Below are 19,968 nucleotides of genomic sequence, written 5' to 3'. Positions count from 1 at the left end.
GGGTTATGGGCGGGGGAGGAGGCGGGCGGGGAAGCTCGTGGGGGCCGAAGTCGGGGTGACGAGGGTGCCGCCGACCCAGGTGGCGGCGATGGCGCCGCGGAGGACGCGGCCCTCGTAGGCCGAGACCGGATTTTTGTGGGACAGGGCTTTGGCGTCGACGCGCCACTGCGCCTCCGGATCGAACGCCACGAGATCGGCGTCGGAGCCCGCATGCAGCAGGCCCTTCTGCCCAAGCCCGGCGAACGCGGCGGTAGCGGTCGACATCCACACCACCACCTGCTCGAGGGGGATGCCCCGCTCGCGCGCACCCGTCCACACCGCGCGGAAGCTCAGTTCAAGCCCTGAGATGCCGCCCCATGCTCCGCCAAAGTCGCCGGTCAGCTTGAGTTCAGCGGTCGCGGGGGAGTGGTCAGAGGCGATGATGTCGATCGTGCCGTCGAGCAGGCCCTTCCACAGCAGCTCGCGGTTGCGCTCGTCCCGGATGGGCGGGCAGCACTTGTACTGCGTGCCGCCGTCGGGGATCGAACCCGCATCGAACGTCAGGTAGTGCGGGCACGTCTCCGCGGTGATCGGTAGTCCCTCCGCCTTCGCCTCGCGCAGCAGCGGCAGGGCCTCGGCGGAGGAGAGGTGCAGGATGTGCGCGCGGCAACCGGTTTCGCGAACCGACTCGATCACGTGCAGGATCGCGAGGTTCTCGGAGACCGGCGGCCGGGACGTGACGAAGGCGCCGTAGGAGGCTCCCGGCTCGTTCGCACTGGCCTCCAACTCAGCCGGGTCCTCCGCGTGCACGATCAGCAGGCCGTCGAAGGCAGCGATCTCGCGCATCGCCTCGACCAGTTGCTCCCGGGTCAGGGGCGGGAACTCGTCCACTCCGCTCGGCGAAAGGAAGCACTTGAAGCCGAAAACACCCGCGTCGTGCAGCTCGCGAAGGGTGCCGAGGTTCTCCGGGATCGCTCCGCCCCAAAAGCCCACGTCGACCCGTGCCTGCGGGGCCGCGGCCGCGCGCTTGGCGTCGAGGCCAGCCACCGTCGTGGTCGGTGGGATCGAGTTCAGCGGCATGTCGATGATCGTGGTGACGCCTCCGGCCGCAGCGGCGCGCGTGGCGGAGGCGAAGCCCTCCCACTCCGTGCGACCCGGCTCGTTGACGTGCACGTGCGTGTCGACGATGCCCGGTATCAGCACCTGACCCTCGGGAAGCACGATCTCCTCGGACGTGCGCCACGGAGCGTCGACCTCGCCGACCGCAACGATCAAGCCCTCGGCGATCGCCACGCTCGCCGGGCGCCGGCCGTTCTCGGTGAGCACGGCGGAGGAGCGGATCACCAGGTCGAGGAAGGGAGCGTCGTCAGGCATGGCTTGACCATATACTCGGGATGTTTCCTGCGTGTGTGCGCGCTTCGGCTGCGGGGCGTCGCCGGTCCTGAGGCCCCGGAGCCTCCCCCGATTCGAGGAGGCCGCCGTGCTCGAACTCGCCGCCGCCCTGCTCGAGTGCGTCGAGGCGGGCCGGAGTGTCGGCGTGGTCACCGTGACCCACGTGCTCGGCTCGGCTCCGCGCGCACTCGGCTCCTCGATGGCGGTCGACACGGAGGGTCGGGCGATCGGCTCCATCTCTGGCGGCTGCGTGGAGGCGGAGGCGTATGCGCTGGCCCAGGCGGTCCTCGGCGGCTCGGGCAGCGCAGCGGAGCACTTCGGCTTCGACGACGAGGCCGCCTTCGCCGCCGGTCTCTCCTGCGGCGGGCAGCTGCGCGTCTTCAGCCAGATCGTCGACTCCGGCTCGACCGCCGTGCTGGCCGAGCTGCGCGCAGCGCGGGCCGGGCACAGCGCCGCGCTCGCACTCGTCGTTAGCGGCCCCGAGGCGCTGGTGGGCCTCGTGCTCACGGGTGCGACTCGGGAGCAGGACGTCGTGGGACCGCAACTCGACGGCGGCACGGTGCGGCGGATCCAGGCCGAGCGGGAGGCGAGGCTCGTCTCGGGCCGGTCGGCGACGGTCGCCATCGCGTGTCAGGGAGTGGAGTTGGAGGTCGCCTTCGTCGTGCACGCCGAGAAGCCGAGGCTTCTGATCTTCGGCGCCGTCGACTTCTCCGCAGCGCTCTGCTCGGCCGGGGCGCTGCTCGGCTACCGGGTTACGGTCTGCGACGCGCGTCCGGTGTTTGCGACGGCCGAGCGCTTCCCGGGGGCGGACGAGGTCGTCGTGGAGTGGCCCGCCGACTATCTCGCGCAGACTCCGGTCGACGCGCGGACGGTGATTGCGGTGCTGACCCATGACGAGAAGTTCGACGTGCCGCTGCTCGAGACGGCGCTATCCCTCCCGGTCGCCTACATCGGCGCGATGGGCTCGCGGCGCACGCACGACCGGCGGCTGGGGTTGCTGCGTGCGGCGGGGGTGCCGGCGGAGGCGCTCGCCCGCCTGCACTCGCCGATCGGCCTGGACATTGGTGCGTCGACGCCCGAGGAGACGGCGGTGTCGATCCTCGCGGAGGTGCTGGCGGCGCGAACGGGGACGTCGGGAGAGCCGCTTGCGGGGCGCTCGGGTCCGATCCACGCGGCGCGCTGACCCGCGTGCGATCTGCAGGGCCGCGTGCGATCTGCAGGATGCCTCGGTGCGATGTGCAGGACATCCCGCTCCTCCGCCGCAGGAATCCCTGGGTCACCCCACGAGAAGACGGCCATCGCCGCATAAATCCCCTGCACATCGAACGCGGAGTCGATCGCACCTCCTGCACATCGGACGCCCCCCTGCCGATAGCGGGCGCGGAACCTGGGTCGCGACTCTGACGTGAGCGACACCTACTCCGCGGACACGGCAGTGCATCCGCTTCTCGACCGGCGGGACCACGCGGTCAGCCCGGGGGAGCCTCGGCGGTGACGGTCGTGACCGGGGCGGCGCGGGGGTGCAGGAGCCGCCAGACGCGATCGCGGGAGAGCGGAAGCTCGTGCGGACGCACGCCGACCGCGTCGCGGACCGCGTTGGCCAACGCCGGCGCCACGGGATTGTAGGGGGCCTCGCTCATCGACTTCGCGCCGAACGGGCCGAGCTCGTCCGACGTCTCCGCGAAGTACACCTCGGTGTCCGGCACGTCCGCCATCTGCGGGATGTGGTAGTTCCGCAGGATTGCCGTGGTGACCGTCCCCTCGCCGTCGAGGATCACCTCCTCGTAAAGGGCCGTGCCGATCGCCTGCGCGACCCCGCCCTCGATCTGCCCGCGGCACTGCGCCGGGTTGATCACGAACCCCGCATCGGCCGCCTGCACCGACTGAAGGATCCGCACCTCGCCGGTCGGCTCGTGAACCGCGACGCGGAACCCCTGCACATTGAACGCAAGCGAACGCTGGGCGCCGTCCTCGGTACCGGTTGCCGTCACCGGCCCGCCCGCTGCCCTCACCAGATCGGCGAACGCGACCCGGGTTCCGTCCTCGGCGATCAGCCCTTCGTCATCCGGCTCGAAGTCGTCGTGTCCGGTGAGGCGTTTGGCGAGCGAGCGCAGGTCGGCGAGCAGTCTGGTCGCGGCGGCGTAGACGGCCTTGCCCGCCACGACCGTGCCCGCACTGCCGAAGGCGCCGGTGTCGTAACGGGCGGCGTTGGTGTCGGAGTGGCGGATCCGTACCCGGTCGGCGGACGCCGCGAAGGCGCTGGCCACGAGCTGGGTGTGCACGGTCGTGGTGCCGTTGCCGAACTCGGCCGTACCGACGCCGACCGTGAGCAGACCCTCGGCATCGACGGTGACCGTCGCCTCCGAGAAGTGGCCCCGCGGCGGGATCGTCGCGATCATCGCGAGCGCCATGCCCTGCCCTGTCCGCCAGCCCGGCCCGGTGGGGGCGGGCGAGCCGGAGCCGCTCGCGAGGGCCGCCTCGGTGAGGTCGATGCACTGGTCGAGCCCGTAGGAGGCGAAGCCGATGTCGTCGCCCTCGACGTGCGTCACGACGAGCGGTTCGCCGGGACGCACCGCGTTGATCCGCCGCAGCTCGAACGGATCGATGCCCAGCTCGCGCGCGAGGTCGTCCATCGCCGACTCGATGCCGAAGATCACCTGGCCCAGCCCGTAGCCGCGGAACGCTCCCGAGGGCAGGTTGTTCGTGTACACCGCTTGCGCGCCGACGCGCTTGTTCGGCGCGGAGTAGACGGCTACCGACTCCGAGGTGCCGTGGAACATGACTCCTGGCCCGTGGTTGCCGTAGGCGCCGGTATCCGAGAGCACGTCCACCGCGAGAGCGGTCAGGCGCCCGTCGCTCCGAGCACCGAGGGTCACGTCGACCCGCATCGGATGTCTGCACGGCGCCATCGTGAACTCGTCGCTCCGAGTGAACTCGAACTGTACCGGCCGGCCGGTGGCGAGGACCGCGAGCGCGACCACGTCCTCGGTGAGGATCTCCTGCTTGCCGCCGAAGCCTCCGCCGACCCGCGCAGTGAACACTCGGACGCTCGCGGGCTCACGGTCGAAGATCCGTGCGATCTCGTCACGCACCAGGAACGGCACCTGCGTCGAGGTCCGCAGCACCAGCTCGTCGCCCTCGAGCCAGCCGATCGTGCCGTGCGTCTCGAGCGCGGTGTGGGCGACTCGGGACGTGCAGTAGCGGCCCTCAACGACCACGTCGGCGTCGGCGAGCCCCACGGCCACGTCGCCGTACTCGCCGTGCAGCTCCGCGACCACGTTCGCCTCGGGCCGGGCGATTCGGGAGGCGATCGGGTCTTTCTCGCCGTGCAGGAGCGGAGCGCCGGGCGAGCGGGCCTCCTCGGGGTCATAGACCGCGGGCAGTACCTCGTAGTCGACCTCAATCGCGCGGCATGCCGCCTCGGCCTGCCCCACCGACTCCGCGACCACCACGGCAACCCGCTGGCCGCGAAACCGCAGCACGGTGTCGAGCATCCGGGTGTCGTCGGGGTCATCGAGTCGTGACTCGTGCCGGGCGGTGGAGTAGAGGACGTCGGGCACATCGGCCGCGGTGAGCACTGCGACCACCCCGGGGAGCGAGCGGGCGGCGGCGGTGTCGATCGAGCGGATGCGAGCGTGGGCATGCGGGCTCTGAAGCACCTTCAGATGCAGGAGGCCGGGCACCGCGACGTCGAGGGTGAACGGCTCACGGCCCTGCACGATTCGGCGTCCGGCCGGTGCGCCGAGCGAGCGGCCGACCCGCGACTGCTCGGCGGAGGGGCGACCGGTGCGCCGGACCGGGGTCAGCCTCGCCGCCGGCGCCGCAACCGCGCCGTGATCGCCGGACGCACACACCCCGGTCACCGCCTCGCGGATCGTTCGGTACCCCGTGCACCGGCAGAGGTTGCCCTTCATGAGCCGTGGCACGTCCTCGACCCGTACGCCCTCGAGAGCGGCGGCGGTGACGACCATCCCTGCGGTGCAGAAGCCGCACTGGAACGCACCGGCATCGACGAACGCCTCCTGCACCGCGCTCGGCTCCTCTCCGGTGCCCACACCGGCGGCGGTGGTGACCTCGCGGCCCTCGACACGATGCGCCGGGTAGAGGCAGGAGTGGAACGGCGTGCCATCGACCAGGACGGAGCAGGCGCCGCAATCGCCGGCATCGCAGCCCTTTTTGACCTCGAAGTGCTCGTGATCGCGCAGCAGCGTGCGCAGGACTTGGCCGGGCCGAGGCACAGCCTCGACCTGCTCGCCGTTCACCGTGAACCTCATACGATGCCTCCGGCCAGTTCGGTGCGGATCTCCTCGGCGAGTACCCGCACGACTGCGTGGCGCCAATCGGCCGCGCCGTGCGGATCGGTGAACCAGCTCTCGATGCCGTCGACCGCGTCGCCGAGGGCGGCGGCGGTGGGAGCCTCGGCGAAGCGAAGCAGCTCCGGCCGAACAGTCGCCGCGGTCACCGTCAGCACGAACCCGCCGTCCACGTCGAGTCGACCGATCACCACCGCACCCGAGCGGCCAAGCGGCGAGAGCGCCGTCTTGCGGAACGCGGTCTGGGCCGCGAGGCAGGCCAGCGGGAACTCGATCGAGCGGATCACGTCACCGTGTCGGAGCGCGGTGCGCATGTTGCCGGTGACCAGCTCGGCGACCGGCACGAGCACGTCCGAACCGTCGGCACGCCAGACGAGAGCGGAGGCGTCGAGCGCGGCGGCGAGGCTGATCATCGGCCCCGCAGGCAGGGCGTTGGCGATGTTGCCGCCGACCGTCGCGACGTTCCAGATTTTGAACGACCCGAGGAGCGCCGTGCAGCACTGGAAGAAGAGCGGATGAGCGGCGTGGCCCACATCGGGCATCGCCGCGAGCTCGCTGAGCGTGCAGGTCGCGGCGATCGAGAGCCCCTCGCTCGTGTGTCGGATCGGTTCCCAGCCCAAGCCCTGCAGGTCGAGCAGCTCATCGAGGTGGTCGTGCGGGAGCGAGAACACCCAGGAGCCGCCGCCGATCACCGCGGACCGCGGCCCCATCGCTGCCAGCTCGCCGCGCTCGCGTACCACCCGGACGCGCTGGATCGTGTTCAGATCCATTCCGCACCTCCCGCCCGCCGCACTCGTCGTGCGCGTCCCTCCAGTGAACCCCACGCCTGTGACACGAGTGTTTCCCCTCCTCACTCTGATCCGCCGATCCCCAAGCCCCGAACCCCGCGAGGCGTCCCGCTCCCGCCGAGACACATCTCGAGGCGCGGCGCCTGGGTACTTCCCGCGGTTTCTCGCCGATACCGCGCCACAGCGCCCGAGGACGCGCCGCGCTCACCCGAGCGAGGCGACCCACTCCGACGTGCCGTCTCGGAACGCCTGCTCTTTCCAAATCGGCACCGTCGCCTTGATGTCGTCCACTAGCGCCGCGCAGGCCTCGAACGCCGCCGCCCGATGCACCGAGGCGACCGCGCATGCCAGCGCCAGGTCACCGACGACCAGCGTGCCCACCCGATGCACCGCGGCGATCCGCACCTCGGGCCAGCGCTGCGCGATACGCCGCGCGGAGGCACGCACTGCGCCGCCGGCGTCGGGATGTGCCTCGTAGGTCAGCCTCACCACCCCGCGCCCCTCATCGTGGTCGCGCACCACTCCCGCAAACGTCACAACGGCGCCGTGCGCGGGAGAGTCGACCGCCTGCTCGCACTCGTCGAGCGTGATCGGCTCGGCCGAAAGTCGCGCGAGAGCGACGGGCTCAGCGGGCATGGTCGCCGCCGCCGAGCTGATCGAGCAGATGCCCGATCACGGGGTCGAGCACGTCGATCCCGTCGCGCACGCCGCCCGGCGAGCCGGGCAGATTCACCACGACGGTGCGGCCGCTGACGCCCGCCAGCCCGCGGCTGAGCACTGCGGTCGGCACCTGGCCCGATCCGCGCGCCCTGACCGCCTCGGCGAGTCCCGGCAGCACCCGCTCCAGAAGAGGCGCGGTCTGCTCCGGAGTGACGTCGCTCGGCGCGACGCCGGTCCCGCCCGTGGTGACTACCACGTCGATCCCGCTGCCGATTGCGTCGGCGATCGCCTCGCCCACCGCGTCGCCGTCCGCGACCACGACCACCCGCGACTCCCAGCCCCGACCCGCGAACCACGCTCGCAGCGCCGGCCCGGTCCGGTCCTCGTAGACGCCCGACGCGGCCCGGGTCGAGGCGACGACCGCCACTGCCCGCCGCGTCTGCTCCGTGACCACTCGCTCCGTGCCCATTCGCTCCCTGCTCACTCGCTCGTCCACGAGCCGCTCCTCCCGCCCGCCTTCGCGAGCACCCGGATGCCGGTGATGACCGCAGCGCGGTCGACGGCCTTGATCATGTCGTAGACGGTGAGCGCGGCGACGCTGACCGCGGTCAGCGCCTCCATCTCGACTCCCGTGCGTCCGCTGGTACGCACCCGCGCCTCAATGCGGACCCGGCCGTCTTGTGGCTCCACGTCGATGTCGACGCCGTCGAGCACGAGCGGGTGGCAGAGCGGGATGAGCGTCGAGGTCGCCTTCGCGCCGAGAATCCCGGCGATCCGAGCGACACCGAGCGCCTCGCCCTTGGGTAGCTCGCCCTGTGCGAGCAGCCGCACCACCTCCGACGTCGTCTCGACGTACCCCTCGGCGACCGCGGTGCGCGCGGTCACCTCCTTAGCGCTCACGTCGACCATGTGCACAGCTCCGTCGCCGCGAACATGGGTGAGCTCGTGGCCTTCAGTCATCGATCCTCCAGATCTCGACCGTGTCGCCGGTCGCTGCGTGGTCGATCCCGACCGGGAGATGGATGAGCGCCGTCGACCGAGCGTACGACGCCAGTAGATGCGAACTCGGCCCGCCGACGGCACGCACGAGGCCCTCGTCGTCGAGGACCCCGCGACGGATCTGGTGCAGATGCGCGGGCGACTCCAGAGCCGCGCCGAGCCTGGCCCGGAGCCGAGGCCGCTCGGCCGGCACCCGACCCGCGAGCGAGCGCAGCACCGGACGCAGGAACACCTCGAACGACACCAGCGCGCTCACGGGGTTACCCGGAAGCGACACGACCGGCAGGTGCACGCCCTCGGCCACCCGCACCAGGCCGAGCCCCTGCGGACCGCCCGGCTGCATCTCGACGTGACCGAACTCCGACCCCGCCGGGCCGAGCGCGTCGCGGACGACCTCGTACGCCCCGGCGCTGACTCCGCCGACCGTGATCACGAGGTCCGCCTCGGCGGCGTGGGTCTCGAGCAGCGCGAGCAGCTCCTCGGCTCGGTCACTCGTGCACGCAGCGACGATCGGCAAGCCGCCCGCCTCGCGCACCGCCTCGGCGAGCAGACCGCCGTTCGCGTCGTAGATCTGCGCGTCCTCGAGCACCGCTCCTCCGGGCCGGATCTCGTTCCCGGTCGGCACGATCAGCACTCGTAGGCGCGGAAGCACCTCCACCTCGGTCAACCCGAGCGACGCGAGCAGGCCGTAGTGTGCCGCGCGGAGGACCGTCCCGGCAGGCAGGGCCAGTTCGCCTGCGCGGGCATCGCTGCCCCGGGCCCGCACGAAGGTCGCGGGGACCACCGGATGCGCAAAGGCGACGCTGCCCTCGGTTGGGAATCGCGGCGGATCGACGCGCTCGACCGGCACGACCGCGTCGGCCCCGGCGGGCAGCGGCGAGCCGGTCATGATCGGGCTCGCGAAGCCCGCCGCATGCCGTGGCGCCCGGTCGCCGGCGGGGATCGGCGCCGCGACCGGCAACGACACGGGCTGCTCGGGGGTCGCGGCAGAGACGTCCGCCGCGCGCACCGCGAAGCCGTCCATCTGCGAGTTGTCGAAGCGCGGCAGATCGAGCGGAGAGATGACCGAGCGGGCGAGCACCCGGCGATCGTAGGCTCCGGGGTCGGCGGAGACGACGCTCGGATCGAGCACAAGCGTCTCGTGTGCTCCCCGCGTCGCTAAAGGAGCGAGCAGAGCGCGCACCCGGGCGGCGTGCAGATCGATCGAGCTCATCGTGTCCTCTCGCGCGGGGCGCCCGACCGGCGGACGGGCCACGTCCATCTTGCCGGGTCGCGCCCACTTTCCGCGGCGTAGTGTGAGTGGATGAGTACAGCACTGGGGATCCCCGGGCTCCGGCCCCGACAGCGCAGCGCCGTCCTCCCGGCCGAGCGGCCCGCGAGTCCGCTCCTGCTCGACACCTTCGGCCGCGTCGCCGATGACCTGCGGATCTCGCTCACCGACAAGTGCAATCTGCGCTGCACATACTGCATGCCCGCCGAGGGACTCCCGTTCCTCCCGCCCGCGTCGCTGCTGACTCGCGACGAGATCGTGCGTCTGGCGCGGATCGCCGTCGAGCAGTTCGGCGTCCGCCAGATCCGCTTCACCGGCGGGGAGCCGCTGCTGCGGAAAGATCTGGTCGACATCATCCGCGACGTTGCCGCCCTCGATCCCCGCCCCGAGATCTCGCTCACGACAAACGCCATCGGCCTCGCGGGACGGGCGGAGGCGCTCGCCGCGGCGGGCCTGGACCGTGTCAACGTCTCGCTCGACTCGATCTGCGCCGAGACGTTCGCGAAGGTCACCCGGCGTCCGTTCCTCGATCGCGTTCTCGCCGGCATCGACTCGCTCGCCCCGGCGGGTCTGAAGCAGACCAAGATCAACGCTGTCCTGCTGCCCGGGGTCAACGACCACGAGGCGCCGGAGCTGCTCGCCTGGGCTCTGGCCGGCGGCCACCAGCTGCGCTTCATCGAACAGATGGCGCTCGACGCCGACCACGGCTGGGATCGCGCGACCATGATCACCGCCGCCGACATCCGCGCCCTCCTGTCCCAGCGCTTCGCGCTAAGCCCGCACTCCGCCCCTCGCGACGGGGCTCCCGCCGAGCTGTTCGACGTGCGCGAGACGGGTGGCTCCGAGGTTCTCGGTCAGGTGGGGATCATCGCCTCGGTCACCGAAAACTTCTGCGCCGACTGCCGCCGCACCCGGCTGACCGCGGAGGGCGGAGTCCGCAGTTGCCTCTTCTCGAACGAGGAGACCGATCTGCTCGGCCCGATGCGCGCCGGCGTCGATGACCACGAGGTCGCGCAGCTCTGGCGCGGCGCGATGTGGGCCAAGCCCGCGGGCCACGAGATGAACCGGGCGGGCTTCGTCCAGCCCGAGCGTACGATGAGCGCGATCGGCGGATGAGCGTGCGGGTCCGCTACTTTGCCGCGGCAAAGGCCGCTCTCGGCCGTGCCACCGACGACTTCGACTCCCTCGAGGACCTCGCCGCTCTCGAAGCGCACTTGGTCGCCTCCTCACCCGCCGCGGCGCCAGTTCTCGCCCGCTGCACCTTCCTGGTGAGCGGAGTCTCGACGACCGACCGTGCGACGCCGTTGCCGGCGGACGCGTCGGTCGACGTCCTGCCGCCGTTCGCGGGCGGCTGACTCGTTCCTCAGGCGTCCCAGCCGGCCATGCCTCCCACGAGTGAGTCGGCGGCGACTCCCGCCTCCGCCGCGCGCTCCGCGGCCAGCTGTGACCGCATGCCCGACGCGCAGTGCAGCACCAGCGGGCCGGCCGGCAGCGCCCGCGGGTCAAAGCGGGACATCGGCATCCGCACCGCACCCGGCACTGCCACCGAGCGGTCCTCGTCGTCCTCCCGCAGGTCGATGACCGTCGGAGGCTGAGGCCCCGCCAGCCGTACCTGCAGCTGCGCCGCCGTGATCGAGCCCGCCGCCGCATGCACCGCAGTGACGGGAGGAACGCTGCGTGCCAGCGCCAGTTCGCTCCACGATCCGTCCAGCGCGTCGTGCAGCAGTACCCGCCCGAACAGGGGTGTCCCGACTCCGGTCACCAGCTTCACCACCTCGGCCGCCATCGCCGAGCCGATCGTCGCGCACAGCGCCCCGAGTACCCCGACCGTCGCGCAACTGTCTGCCGCGTCCTCGGCCTGGGGATGGAGGGCGCGCAGCGTGACTCCTCCGCCCGGCGCGTGCGCCCAGAACGTCGAGAGCTGCCCGTCGAAGCCGAGCGCCGATCCCCAGACGTGCGCAACCCCGGCCCGGGTGGTTGCGTCGGAGGCGAGGTAGCGGGCGCCGAAGGTGTCGAAGCCGTCAACCACGACATCCCAGCCGGCTACCAGCTCGTCGGCGGTGGCCGAGGTCAGCGCGACGGGGAACGCCCGCGCATCGATGCCAGGGGAGAGCCGTCGCGCGGTCGCCGCCGCCGACTCGGCCTTCGACAGCCCCACTGCGGAGTCGTCGTGCGCCGTCTGCCGCGCCAGGTTCGAGAGCTCGACCACGTCTGCGTCCACGATGCCCAGCCGCCCGATCCCCGCCGCGGCGAGCGCCGTGATCACGGGGGAGCCGATCCCGCCCGCGCCCAGCACCAGCACGCGCGCGTTGCGCAGCCGCCGCTGTCCGAGCTCGCCGATCGGCGAGAGGCGGATCTGCCGCGCGAACCGCTCGCGCTCGGCGTCGGTCAGCGCAGGACCCGGTTCGATCGGTAGGTTCACGCCCGGCTGCTCGGGGAGAGGTCGTTGCAGGTCGAAAGCTCGGGTCACCTCCCCAGTCTGCACGCCCGCCCCTCAGGCGAGACGCCGGATTCATCGGCGTCGGATCGAGGTCTCAGTCCGGCGCCCAGTGCTGCCGCGTACGCAACCGAGGTTGAGATCACCGAAAGTGCCCGTTCGTGCCGTCATCCGAGCTCTCAACCTTCGTTGCGAACACCTCGGCCCGCTGTCACCCCATCGGCTACCGTAGGAGCGTTGTGGACAGGAGCGAGGCGGCCAGGTGTACCTGAAGAGCCTGACCCTCAAGGGTTTCAAGTCCTTCGCTCAGCCGACCACGTTCGCCTTCGAGCCCGGTGTCACGTGCGTCGTGGGCCCCAACGGCTCGGGCAAGAGCAACGTGGTCGACGCGCTCGCCTGGGTGATGGGGGAGCAGGGTGCCAAGACGCTCCGCGGCGGCACGATGGAGGACGTCATCTTTGCGGGCACCTCTACCCGCGGTCCTCTGGGTCGCGCCGAAGTCTCGCTGACCATTGACAACTCCGACGGCGCCCTGCCGATCGAGTACACCGAGGTGACCATCACCCGCACGCTCTTCCGCAACGGCGGGAGCGAGTACGCGATCAACGGGCGCGGCTGCCGGCTGCTCGATGTGCAGGAGCTGTTGAGCGACTCGGGTCTTGGCCGCGAGATGCACGTGATCGTGGGGCAGGGGCAACTCGATGCGGTGCTGCACGCGACCCCGGAGGAGCGGCGCGGCTTTATCGAGGAGGCCGCCGGCATCCTGAAGCACCGCCGTCGCAAGGAGAAGACCCTCCGCAAGCTCGACGCCATGCAGGCGAATCTGACGCGCCTCTCCGATCTGGCGGGCGAAATCCGGCGCCAGTTGAAGCCGCTCGGACGCCAGGCGGAAGTGGCCAGGCAAGCGCAGACCATCGCCGCCGTCGTCCGCGACGCCCGGGCGCGCCTGCTCGCCGATGACGTGGTCGGACTGCGCGCGGCGCTCGACGGCTTCGCGCGCTCCGAGAGCGAGCGACACAGCGAGCGCGTCGTCCTGCAGGAGAAGCTGGAGCAGGCGACGCTGCGGATGGCGCGGATCGAAGCGGAGATGATCGGCGACGCCGTGGACGACGCGCGGCGCACGACCTTCGAGCTGGAGTCGGTGCAGGAGCGGTTGCGCAACCTGTCGGCGCTCGCCGGGCAGCGGCTCGCGATGCTCGACCTTGAGTCCGAGCAGCCGCAGACCGCCCCGCGGGTCACCGTGCAGCAGCTTGAGGACGTCAGGGCCGAGGTGGAGCGCCTGCGGCAGCGCGTGCTCGACGCCGAAGCGGCCTGGATCGCGGCCCAGGGCGGCACGGTTGCCGCCCGCTCCGCTCTCGACGCGGTCGACGAGGAGATCGCCGCGCAATCGGCACTCGTCTCCCGCTACGACCTCGAACTTTCCACACTGACGGGCCAGGCCGAGACTGCCGCCTCCCGTCTGGCGTCGGTGCGCGGCGAGGTCCTGCGCGCCCAGAACACACTCGAGTCCGCGGTGCAGAGGAGGGACGCTGCCCAGCACGCCCTGGAGGCACTCGAGGACGAGCTCGGTGACGCCGGTCACGGGCCGGACGGCGGCCTCGACGAGGACTACGAGCGCGCCCAGGTGGCGGTGTCCGAGGCGGAGCGCGAGATCGAGCGGCTCCGTGACACGTTGCACGCGCTGGAGCGCGAGCGCGACGCCCTTGCCGCCCGCACTGGCGCCCTCTCCCTCGCCCTCGACGTCTCCGACGGGTCCGCCGAACTGATCGCCGCACGGCTCGACGGCGTCCGCGGCCGGGTGGCCGAGCGGATCCAGGTGCGTCCCGGCAATGAGGCCGCGATCGCCGCCGCGCTTGGCGCGATCGCCGACGCCGTGCTCGTTGACTCGACCGTGCAGGCTGACGCGGCGCTCGACGCCGCGCTCGAGGGCGAACTCGGCCGCGTCGAGCTGCTGGTCGCCGACTCCGCCCGCCCGCCCTTCGACCTCGACGTCCCGGACGGCGCGGTCCGTGCTGGCGAGCTCGTGACCGCGCCGCCCGGGATCCTGTCCCTCCTGGAGCGCGTGCTCGTGGTGGATGACGTCGCCGCTGCGCGCCGCCTCCGCGCAGGTCTCGGCGGGTCTGGTCTGCTCATCGTCACTCGCGACGGAGCGGCGGTCTCGGATGTCGTGCTCAGTGCTGGGTCGGGCGGACAGCGCAGTCGCATCGAGCTTGTCTCCGAGCGTGATTCCGCCGCGAACCGGCTGGAGGAGGTGGAGAAAGGCATCGACCGCCTCCGCTTCGAGCTGGCCGAGCAGACCGGTGTGCTGCGGGCCGCGAAGGAGCAGTCGACGCTCGCCCTGTCGGCTCTCCGCGAGCACGACGCCGCTCGGGCGGCGCAGACGGAGCGCCTGGGGCGGGTGCGCGCCCAACTGGAGGCGGCGACCGCTGAGCACGGCCGCGGCGAGAAGGCGCTGGCCACCGCCTCCGAGCGGGTCGGCGACGCCGAGACCGCCGCGCAGAACGCGAAGAGCGCGCTCGAGACCGCCCGCGCGCGCCCGAGGCCGGTCCTCGACGCCGGCGCGCGCGACGGCCTTCAGCGTGAGGTGGACGTCGCGCGCGAGCGCGAGATCGAGGCGCGCCTGGCCGTCGAGACGGCGAAGGAGCGCGTGCGCGCGGAGCAGTCCCGCGGCGAGTCTCTGGCCGGGCAGCTGGCCGCTGATCGTGCCGCCGCCGACGAAGCCGCCCGCCGCGCCGTGATCCGCCGCCGTCAGCGAGACGCCGCGGCCGAGGTGACCGCCGCGCTCCCGGGCGTCCTCGCCTCCGTCGACCGCTCCGTTCACCAGGCGCGTGCACAGCTCGTCGCCGCCGAGGCGGCCCGCTCGCAGCAGAACGCCGAGTTGCAGACGCTCCGCCGCGAGGAGGCTGCCTTGCGCGACCGCCTCCAGTCCGTCACCGAGAGCGTGCACGGGATCGAGCTCCAGATCTACGAGAAGCGGCTACAGCTGACCGGGCTCCTGGAGCGCGCCGGCTCCGAGCTGGGTCTCAGCGAGGACGTGCTGGTCGCCGAGTACGGGCCAGACGTCGGCGTCCCGGACGAGACGGGCGAGCACGAGGAGCCGCGGGCGTACGTCCGCGAGGAGCAGCGGCGGCGCCTCGCGACAGCGCAGAAGCAGCTTGGCCAATTGGGCCGCGTGAATCCGCTCGCTCTCGAGGAGTTCGCGGCGCTGGAGCAGCGGCACGTCTTTCTCACGGAGCAGCTCGCCGACCTCACCAGCACTCGCCGCGACCTGCTCACCATCATCGAGGAGCTCGACGAGACCATGCAGACGGTCTTCGCCTCCGCCTTCGATGACACGCAAGCAGCGTTCGCGGAGGTGTTCCCCGTCCTCTTCCCGGGCGGCACGGGCAGCATCCGCCTGACCGACCCGGAGAACCTGCTCACGACTGGGATCGAGGTCGCGGTGCGCCCAGCAGGCAAGAAGATCGAACGGCTGTCGCTGCTCTCGGGAGGGGAGCGCTCGCTCGCCGCGGTGGCGTTCATGGTCGCGATCTTCACGTCGCGGCCAAGCCCCTTCTACATCATGGACGAGGTGGAAGCAGCCCTGGACGACGCGAACCTCGGCCGGCTACTGAGCATCTTCCAGACCCTGCGGACCTCGAGCCAGCTCATCGTCATCACGCACCAGAAGCGGACGATGGAGATCGCGGATGCGCTCTACGGCGTCTCGATGCGCCAGGACGGCGTCTCGGCAGTGGTCGGCCAGCGTGTGGCGGCGCCCCCCGCGTGAGGTCGCGGCGCCGCACGCCGTCTCCCGCGCCACCAGTCGGTGGTAGGGACCCGCTCGACTACCGTGACGTCGTGCCGACCCTGGATCACGTCATCCTGACCCGCTTCAGTGTCGTCTTCGTGCCCGAGCAGGCGCCGGCCTCCGACGACTGGCTGCGCTACCGATGGGCATTCTTCGAGGAGGCGACGATCGCCTCCCTCGAGTCGCAATCCGTCCACTCGTTCCGCTGGCTCGTCTTCCTCGATGACCGCGCGCCCGATTGGCTGCGCGAGCGGATGTCTGCCGCCGCCGGCCTGTTCGAGCCGGTCTACCTGTCCGGCCCCTTCTCCGTCGACGCCGTCCGGCGTGCCATCGGGAGCGATTCCGCAGCGCCGCTCATCACCACCCGGCTCGACAGCGACGACGCGCTGGGAATCCGCTTCGTCGAGACCATTCAGCGGGAGGCGACGGAGGCGATCGCCGCCGGTCTCGGCGCCGACGGCCTCTACCTCAACGCCACTCGTGGCCTCCAGCTCGATCGCTCCGGCCGCATCTATCGGTACGACTACGCAGTGAACCCCTTTCTCAGCTTCGTCGAGGCCCGCACCCCCTCGGTCCCGCCCCGCACGGTGTTTCAGGACGGCCGGCACAGCAGTGCGCGCGACCATGCCCCCGTCCGCTCCCTCCGCGTCGAACCCCTGTGGCTGCAGGTCGTTCACGGCAGTAATCTGATGAACGACATTCGTGGCGTGCGCGTGCACCCGAGGGCGGCGGAGCAATCCTTCGACGTGTCGCTCGGCTTCCGGCGAGATGTGCCTCCGCTTCGCCTCCTCGCGGAGCGCCTCGTGTCGATGGCCGCGCTGGTGCCCCTGTGGCTCCGCCACCCGAGTCTGGGCCGCCAGGCCCTCGCGGGATGGGTCGCCTCCGCGCTCGGCACGCGGACCCGGCCGCGGCGGCGCCGGTAGCCTGGACGCATGGCAGAACGCACCTCCTGGTCGCTCGGTCGCGCACTGCGCGGACTGTTCGAGAAGCGCACAATTGACGACCAGACCTGGGACGACCTCGAGACGGCCCTCATTACGGCTGACTTCGGTCCCGATATCACCGAGGACATCGTGGAGGACCTCCGGTCGAAAGTCGCCCGCTACTCCACGACCGACCCCCGCGACCTCCAGCGGATGCTTCGCGAGTCACTCGAGGAGCGCCTGTCCAAGTACGACACGACACTCAAGCTGAGCGAGCGCCCCGCCGTGATCCTCGTGGTCGGCGTGAACGGCGTCGGCAAGACGACCACCATCGGTAAATTCGCTAAGTTCCTTCGCAACTACGGCCGCAGCGTAGTCGTCGGAGCCGCGGACACCTTCCGCGCCGCCGCTGTCGACCAGCTCGCTACCTGGGCCCAGCGGGCCGACGCGCAGATCGTTCGCCCGCAGCAGGAGCGTCAGGATCCCGCCTCCGTGGCCTTCCAGACCGTGCAGTTCGCCAAGGACAACGGCGTCGAAATGGTCATCATCGACACGGCCGGACGACTGCACACCAAGGGCGGCCTGATGGATGAGCTCACCAAGATCAAGCGGGTCATCGAGAAGCAGGCCCCGATCTCCGAGATCCTGCTCGTGCTCGACGCGACCACCGGCCAGAACGGCCTCAGTCAGGCGGAGGCGTTCATCGAGCACGCGGGCGTCACCGGCCTGGTCATCACCAAGCTCGACGGCTCGGCCAAGGGCGGCTTCGTCCTCGCCGTTCAGGAGCGCACCGGCATCCCCATCAAGCTCGTCGGCCAGGGCGAGGGCATCGGCGACCTCGCCGGCTTCACCCCCCACGTCTTCGCCCAGCAACTGGTCGCCTGACCCCGCGCCCCGCCCAGCCCTCCCAGACCAGCCTCCGCGTTGCTCAGGTGTGCCGTGCGCGGAGGGCGATGGCGAGGGGGAGGAGTTCCTCGTCGAGAATCTCCATGATCAGCGCGGGCTGGATTCGGAAGTACTCGTGCACGATGATGTTCCGGAGCCCCGCGATGGCCGGCCACGGTACATCGGCAAGGGCGTTCAACTCTGGATCGGGGAGGGCCCGCACTGCCTCGCCGATCACCGCGAGATTGCGCAGAACTGCGTCGAGTGCCATTCCGGCGACTGCACCGTCGTCCCCATCGAGATACGCCCGGTACTCACGACAACGCTCGATCGCCGCGAGAATATCGGAGAAACGTTCGGTCGATGATCTGCTCACAACGATCTGCTCACAGGGGAACCATGTCGCGGTGCGCGGACGTAGAGACTGACGCACGCAGGAGCGACTCGGCCACGACGTCGACCCGCACTCCAAGAATGCGACTAAGTTCCTCGCCGATGCCGGCGAGACGCAGCAGAGGGTTACCCGACCCGCTTTCCAGATCAACGAAGAGATCGACGTCACTTTCCGCGTGCGCGTCGCCCCGCGCAACGGAACCGAAAAGCCTCGGGTTGCTCGCTCCATAGCGAACGAGAACGTCAGCGAGTGCAGCATGGTGTGCCTGCACTGCCGCTCGCAGTGTCTTCGCTCGCTCCGTGACGGGTTCCACGCTGTCAGGATACGCACCCGCCTCAGCCTCCGCGCGCCCAGCCCTCCCACCCGCGAGATGTCACTTGGGTACGCGACACGCCGACGAAAGCGTACTCACGAGACATCTCGCGCAGGCCCTCACACCGCCTGCGAGAAGCCGAGCGCCGCGTCGGCCAGATGGCGCAGGTGCTCCGGCACCGGCAGGCCCTTCGAGTCCATCGAGCGCGCCCAGAGGCGGCCCGCCCGGTACGAGGAGCGCACGAGAGGGCCCGCGAGCACGCCGAGGAAGCCAATGTCCTCCGCCTCTTCCTTGATCGCCACGAACTCTTCTGGGTGCACCCAGCGGTCCACCGGCAGGTGCCGCGGAGTCGGGCGAAGGTACTGCGTGATGGTCACAATGTCGGTGCCCGCGTCGTAGAGGTCCTGCAACGCCTGCGAAATCTCCTCGCGCTCCTCGCCCATGCCGAGGATGAGGTTCGACTTCGTGATCAGCCCCGCCTCGCGCCCCTGGGTCAGGACGTCGAGTGAGCGCTCGTAGCGGAACGCCGGGCGAATGCGCTTAAAGATCCGCGGCACCGTCTCGACGTTGTGCGCGAACACCTCCGGCTGGGCGTCGAAGACGCGCTGGAGGTGCTCGGCGCGCCCGGTGAAGTCGGGCACGAGGATCTCGACACCCGTGCCCGGCGCCTGGGCATGAATCTGCCGGATCGTCTCGGCATACAGCCAGGAGCCCTCGTCGGGTAGGTCGTCCCGCGCGACCCCGGTCACGGTCGCGTAGCGGAGCTTCATCCGCGCCACCGACTCGCCGACCCGCCGCGGTTCGTCGGCGTCGTAGTCTGCCGGCTTGCCGGTGTCGATCTGGCAGAAGTCGCAGCGCCGCGTGCACTGCGCGCCGCCGATGAGGAACGTCGCCTCGCGGTCCTCCCAGCACTCGAAGATGTTCGGGCAACCGGCCTCCTGGCACACCGTGTGCAGATCCTCGCTCTTCACCAGCGACTGCAACTGCCGATACTCGGGCCCCATCGACGCCTTCGTGCGGATCCACTCGGGCTTGCGCTCGATGGGTGTCTCGGCGTTGCGGACCTCGAGTCGCAGCAGCTTGCGCCCCCCCACTTCGGCGCTCACGCGGCGACTCCGGAGGCACTCCGTCGCACCCCAGCGGTGTCGTCCACTCGCGCCGCGAAAGCCGGCGCCGCCTGGGCGACTCTCGCCATCACCCGCGCCCGCACTACCGCCATCGGTGGCGCCTCGCCACGCTCGCGCTCCACAGTCGTGACACCGGCGTCCGCGATGCCGCAGGCGACGATCCGGGAGTAGGGCTCGAGGCTGTTGGAGACGTTGAGCGCGAAGCCGTGCATCGTGACACCCGCCGCCACTCGAATCCCGATGGCCGCGATCTTCTCCGCGCCTCCCGGCCGCACGACCCAGACTCCCGAGCGCCCCTCGACGCGGCTGCCCTGCACGCCCAGGTCCTCGAGCACGTCGATCAGGATCCCCTCGAGTGAGCGGACGTAGGCGAGGACGTCGACCGGCTCGCGCAGCCGCACGATCGGATAGCCAACCAGCTGTCCCGGGCCGTGCCACGTGATCCTCCCGCCGCGGTCGACATCGACCACGGGGGAGCCGTCGTCCGGGCGTTCGTGCGGCTCTGTGCGCTTGCCCGCGGTGTAGACGGAGGCGTGCTCGCAGAGCACGAGCGTGTCGGGCCGGTCACCGGCGGCGATCTCGGCATGGAGGCGGCGCTGGAGGTCCCAGCCGTCGCGGTAGTCGAGGGGTTCAGCGGAGTCGCCCGCGACGAGAGTCTCAATCATGGGGCTACCCTAACTCCGTTGCTGAACGGAGAC

18 protein-coding genes are annotated in these 19,968 nt (G+C 71.0%); 6 read left to right on the top strand and 12 right to left on the bottom strand.

Going from position 1 to position 19,968, the window contains the following annotated elements:
* Positions 1-3 precede the first annotated feature (3 nt).
* The gene (gene allB, locus HRF29_RS02620) at positions 4-1,353 is read right to left on the bottom strand and encodes an allantoinase AllB (RefSeq protein ID WP_173244210.1); all 1,350 of its coding nucleotides are present in this window, start codon (positions 1,351-1,353) and stop codon (positions 4-6) included.
* Positions 1,354-1,459: 106 nt separating this feature from the next.
* Here allB and HRF29_RS02615 point away from each other — a divergent pair, with 106 nt between their 5' ends.
* Positions 1,460-2,554, top strand: coding sequence for an XdhC family protein (locus tag HRF29_RS02615; protein ID WP_173244207.1), 1,095 nt, complete (start codon positions 1,460-1,462; stop codon positions 2,552-2,554).
* A gap of 286 nt (positions 2,555-2,840) precedes the next feature.
* Here HRF29_RS02615 and HRF29_RS02610 read toward each other — a convergent pair whose 3' ends face one another.
* The 6 genes from HRF29_RS02610 to HRF29_RS02585 form a co-directional block, all read right to left on the bottom strand.
* Positions 2,841-5,645 carry a molybdopterin-dependent oxidoreductase gene (locus tag HRF29_RS02610; RefSeq protein WP_173244204.1) on the bottom strand — a complete coding sequence of 935 codons (2,805 nt, stop codon included), beginning with the start codon at positions 5,643-5,645 and terminating at the stop codon, positions 2,841-2,843.
* Complete coding sequence (locus HRF29_RS02605) at positions 5,642-6,454, bottom strand: FAD binding domain-containing protein (protein ID WP_173244201.1); 813 nt, start codon at positions 6,452-6,454, stop codon at positions 5,642-5,644. Before HRF29_RS02605 ends, HRF29_RS02610 begins: the two co-directional genes overlap by 4 nt.
* Positions 6,455-6,676: 222 nt before the next feature.
* The gene (locus tag HRF29_RS02600; protein WP_173244198.1) at positions 6,677-7,108 is read right to left on the bottom strand and encodes a molybdenum cofactor biosynthesis protein MoaE; all 432 of its coding nucleotides are present in this window, start codon (positions 7,106-7,108) and stop codon (positions 6,677-6,679) included.
* Complete coding sequence (locus HRF29_RS02595) at positions 7,098-7,628, bottom strand: MogA/MoaB family molybdenum cofactor biosynthesis protein (RefSeq protein ID WP_343043614.1); 531 nt, start codon at positions 7,626-7,628, stop codon at positions 7,098-7,100. The genes HRF29_RS02600 and HRF29_RS02595 overlap by 11 nt, the downstream gene beginning before the upstream one ends.
* The gene (gene moaC / locus HRF29_RS02590) at positions 7,613-8,092 is read right to left on the bottom strand and encodes a cyclic pyranopterin monophosphate synthase MoaC (protein ID WP_173244194.1); all 480 of its coding nucleotides are present in this window, start codon (positions 8,090-8,092) and stop codon (positions 7,613-7,615) included. Before moaC ends, HRF29_RS02595 begins: the two co-directional genes overlap by 16 nt.
* Positions 8,085-9,344, bottom strand: coding sequence for a molybdopterin molybdotransferase MoeA (locus HRF29_RS02585; protein WP_173244191.1), 1,260 nt, complete (start codon positions 9,342-9,344; stop codon positions 8,085-8,087). Before HRF29_RS02585 ends, moaC begins: the two co-directional genes overlap by 8 nt.
* Positions 9,345-9,434: 90 nt before the next feature.
* Here HRF29_RS02585 and moaA point away from each other — a divergent pair, with 90 nt between their 5' ends.
* Both moaA and HRF29_RS02575 read left to right on the top strand, forming a co-directional pair.
* Positions 9,435-10,517: a GTP 3',8-cyclase MoaA gene (moaA, locus tag HRF29_RS02580; RefSeq protein ID WP_173244188.1), complete on the top strand. Its 1,083-nt coding sequence runs from the start codon at positions 9,435-9,437 to the stop codon at positions 10,515-10,517.
* Entirely contained in the window at positions 10,514-10,756 is a 243-nt protein-coding gene (locus HRF29_RS02575; RefSeq protein WP_173244185.1) for a MoaD/ThiS family protein, read from the top strand. Before moaA ends, HRF29_RS02575 begins: the two co-directional genes overlap by 4 nt.
* 8 nt (positions 10,757-10,764) lie before the next feature.
* On the opposite strand, the gene HRF29_RS02570 is transcribed toward HRF29_RS02575, so the two are convergent.
* Positions 10,765-11,871, bottom strand: a complete 1,107-nt coding sequence (locus tag HRF29_RS02570; RefSeq protein WP_343043613.1) for a ThiF family adenylyltransferase — start codon at positions 11,869-11,871, stop codon at positions 10,765-10,767.
* Between the two features lie 229 nt (positions 11,872-12,100).
* Between HRF29_RS02570 and smc the strand changes: the two genes are divergently transcribed.
* The 3 genes from smc (at position 12,101) to ftsY (ending at position 17,436) form a co-directional block, all read left to right on the top strand.
* Positions 12,101-15,607, top strand: a complete 3,507-nt coding sequence (gene smc / locus HRF29_RS02565) for a chromosome segregation protein SMC (RefSeq protein WP_173244181.1) — start codon at positions 12,101-12,103, stop codon at positions 15,605-15,607.
* A gap of 71 nt (positions 15,608-15,678) precedes the next feature.
* A complete protein-coding gene (locus HRF29_RS02560) occupies positions 15,679-16,551 on the top strand; it encodes a glycosyltransferase (RefSeq protein WP_173244178.1) in 873 nt (290 codons plus the stop codon).
* Positions 16,552-16,560: 9 nt separating this feature from the next.
* Positions 16,561-17,436 (top strand): signal recognition particle-docking protein FtsY, encoded by an 876-nt coding sequence (gene ftsY, locus HRF29_RS02555; protein ID WP_173244174.1) that lies wholly within the window; start codon positions 16,561-16,563, stop codon positions 17,434-17,436.
* A 43-nt stretch (positions 17,437-17,479) separates the two neighbouring features.
* On the opposite strand, the gene HRF29_RS02550 is transcribed toward ftsY, so the two are convergent.
* The 4 genes from HRF29_RS02550 to lipB form a co-directional block, all read right to left on the bottom strand.
* Positions 17,480-17,812: a HepT-like ribonuclease domain-containing protein gene (locus HRF29_RS02550; RefSeq protein WP_173244171.1), complete on the bottom strand. Its 333-nt coding sequence runs from the start codon at positions 17,810-17,812 to the stop codon at positions 17,480-17,482.
* 10 nt (positions 17,813-17,822) lie between these two features.
* Positions 17,823-18,143 carry a nucleotidyltransferase domain-containing protein gene (locus HRF29_RS02545; RefSeq protein ID WP_173244168.1) on the bottom strand — a complete coding sequence of 107 codons (321 nt, stop codon included), beginning with the start codon at positions 18,141-18,143 and terminating at the stop codon, positions 17,823-17,825.
* 119 nt (positions 18,144-18,262) lie between these two features.
* Positions 18,263-19,249 carry a lipoyl synthase gene (gene lipA, locus HRF29_RS02540; protein ID WP_173244165.1) on the bottom strand — a complete coding sequence of 329 codons (987 nt, stop codon included), beginning with the start codon at positions 19,247-19,249 and terminating at the stop codon, positions 18,263-18,265.
* Positions 19,246-19,935 carry a lipoyl(octanoyl) transferase LipB gene (gene lipB / locus HRF29_RS02535; protein ID WP_173244161.1) on the bottom strand — a complete coding sequence of 230 codons (690 nt, stop codon included), beginning with the start codon at positions 19,933-19,935 and terminating at the stop codon, positions 19,246-19,248. Before lipB ends, lipA begins: the two co-directional genes overlap by 4 nt.
* Positions 19,936-19,968: the final 33 nt, after the last annotated feature.

Origin of the sequence: Rathayibacter agropyri (assembly GCF_013249015.1) — a bacterium.
In the GTDB taxonomy this organism is placed as follows: domain Bacteria; phylum Actinomycetota; class Actinomycetes; order Actinomycetales; family Microbacteriaceae; genus Rathayibacter; species Rathayibacter agropyri.
The sequence above is the reverse complement of the archived record's forward strand: the minus strand, read 5'-3'. Positions and strand labels throughout refer to the sequence as shown.

Excerpts from the sequence above, each read along its gene's own strand:
- allB (WP_173244210.1), bottom strand. The coding sequence starts at position 1,353 with ATGCCTGACGACGCTCCCTTCCTCGACCTGGTGATCCGCTCCTCCGCC.
- HRF29_RS02610 (WP_173244204.1), bottom strand. The coding sequence starts at position 5,645 with ATGAGGTTCACGGTGAACGGCGAGCAGGTCGAGGCTGTGCCTCGGCCC.
- HRF29_RS02605 (WP_173244201.1), bottom strand. The coding sequence starts at position 6,454 with ATGGATCTGAACACGATCCAGCGCGTCCGGGTGGTACGCGAGCGCGGC.
- HRF29_RS02600 (WP_173244198.1), bottom strand. The coding sequence starts at position 7,108 with ATGCCCGCTGAGCCCGTCGCTCTCGCGCGACTTTCGGCCGAGCCGATC.
- moaC (WP_173244194.1), bottom strand. The coding sequence starts at position 8,092 with ATGACTGAAGGCCACGAGCTCACCCATGTTCGCGGCGACGGAGCTGTG.
- HRF29_RS02585 (WP_173244191.1), bottom strand. The coding sequence starts at position 9,344 with ATGAGCTCGATCGATCTGCACGCCGCCCGGGTGCGCGCTCTGCTCGCT.
- moaA (WP_173244188.1), top strand. The coding sequence starts at position 9,435 with ATGAGTACAGCACTGGGGATCCCCGGGCTCCGGCCCCGACAGCGCAGC.
- HRF29_RS02575 (WP_173244185.1), top strand. The coding sequence starts at position 10,514 with ATGAGCGTGCGGGTCCGCTACTTTGCCGCGGCAAAGGCCGCTCTCGGC.
- ftsY (WP_173244174.1), top strand. The coding sequence starts at position 16,561 with ATGGCAGAACGCACCTCCTGGTCGCTCGGTCGCGCACTGCGCGGACTG.
- lipB (WP_173244161.1), bottom strand. The coding sequence starts at position 19,935 with ATGATTGAGACTCTCGTCGCGGGCGACTCCGCTGAACCCCTCGACTAC.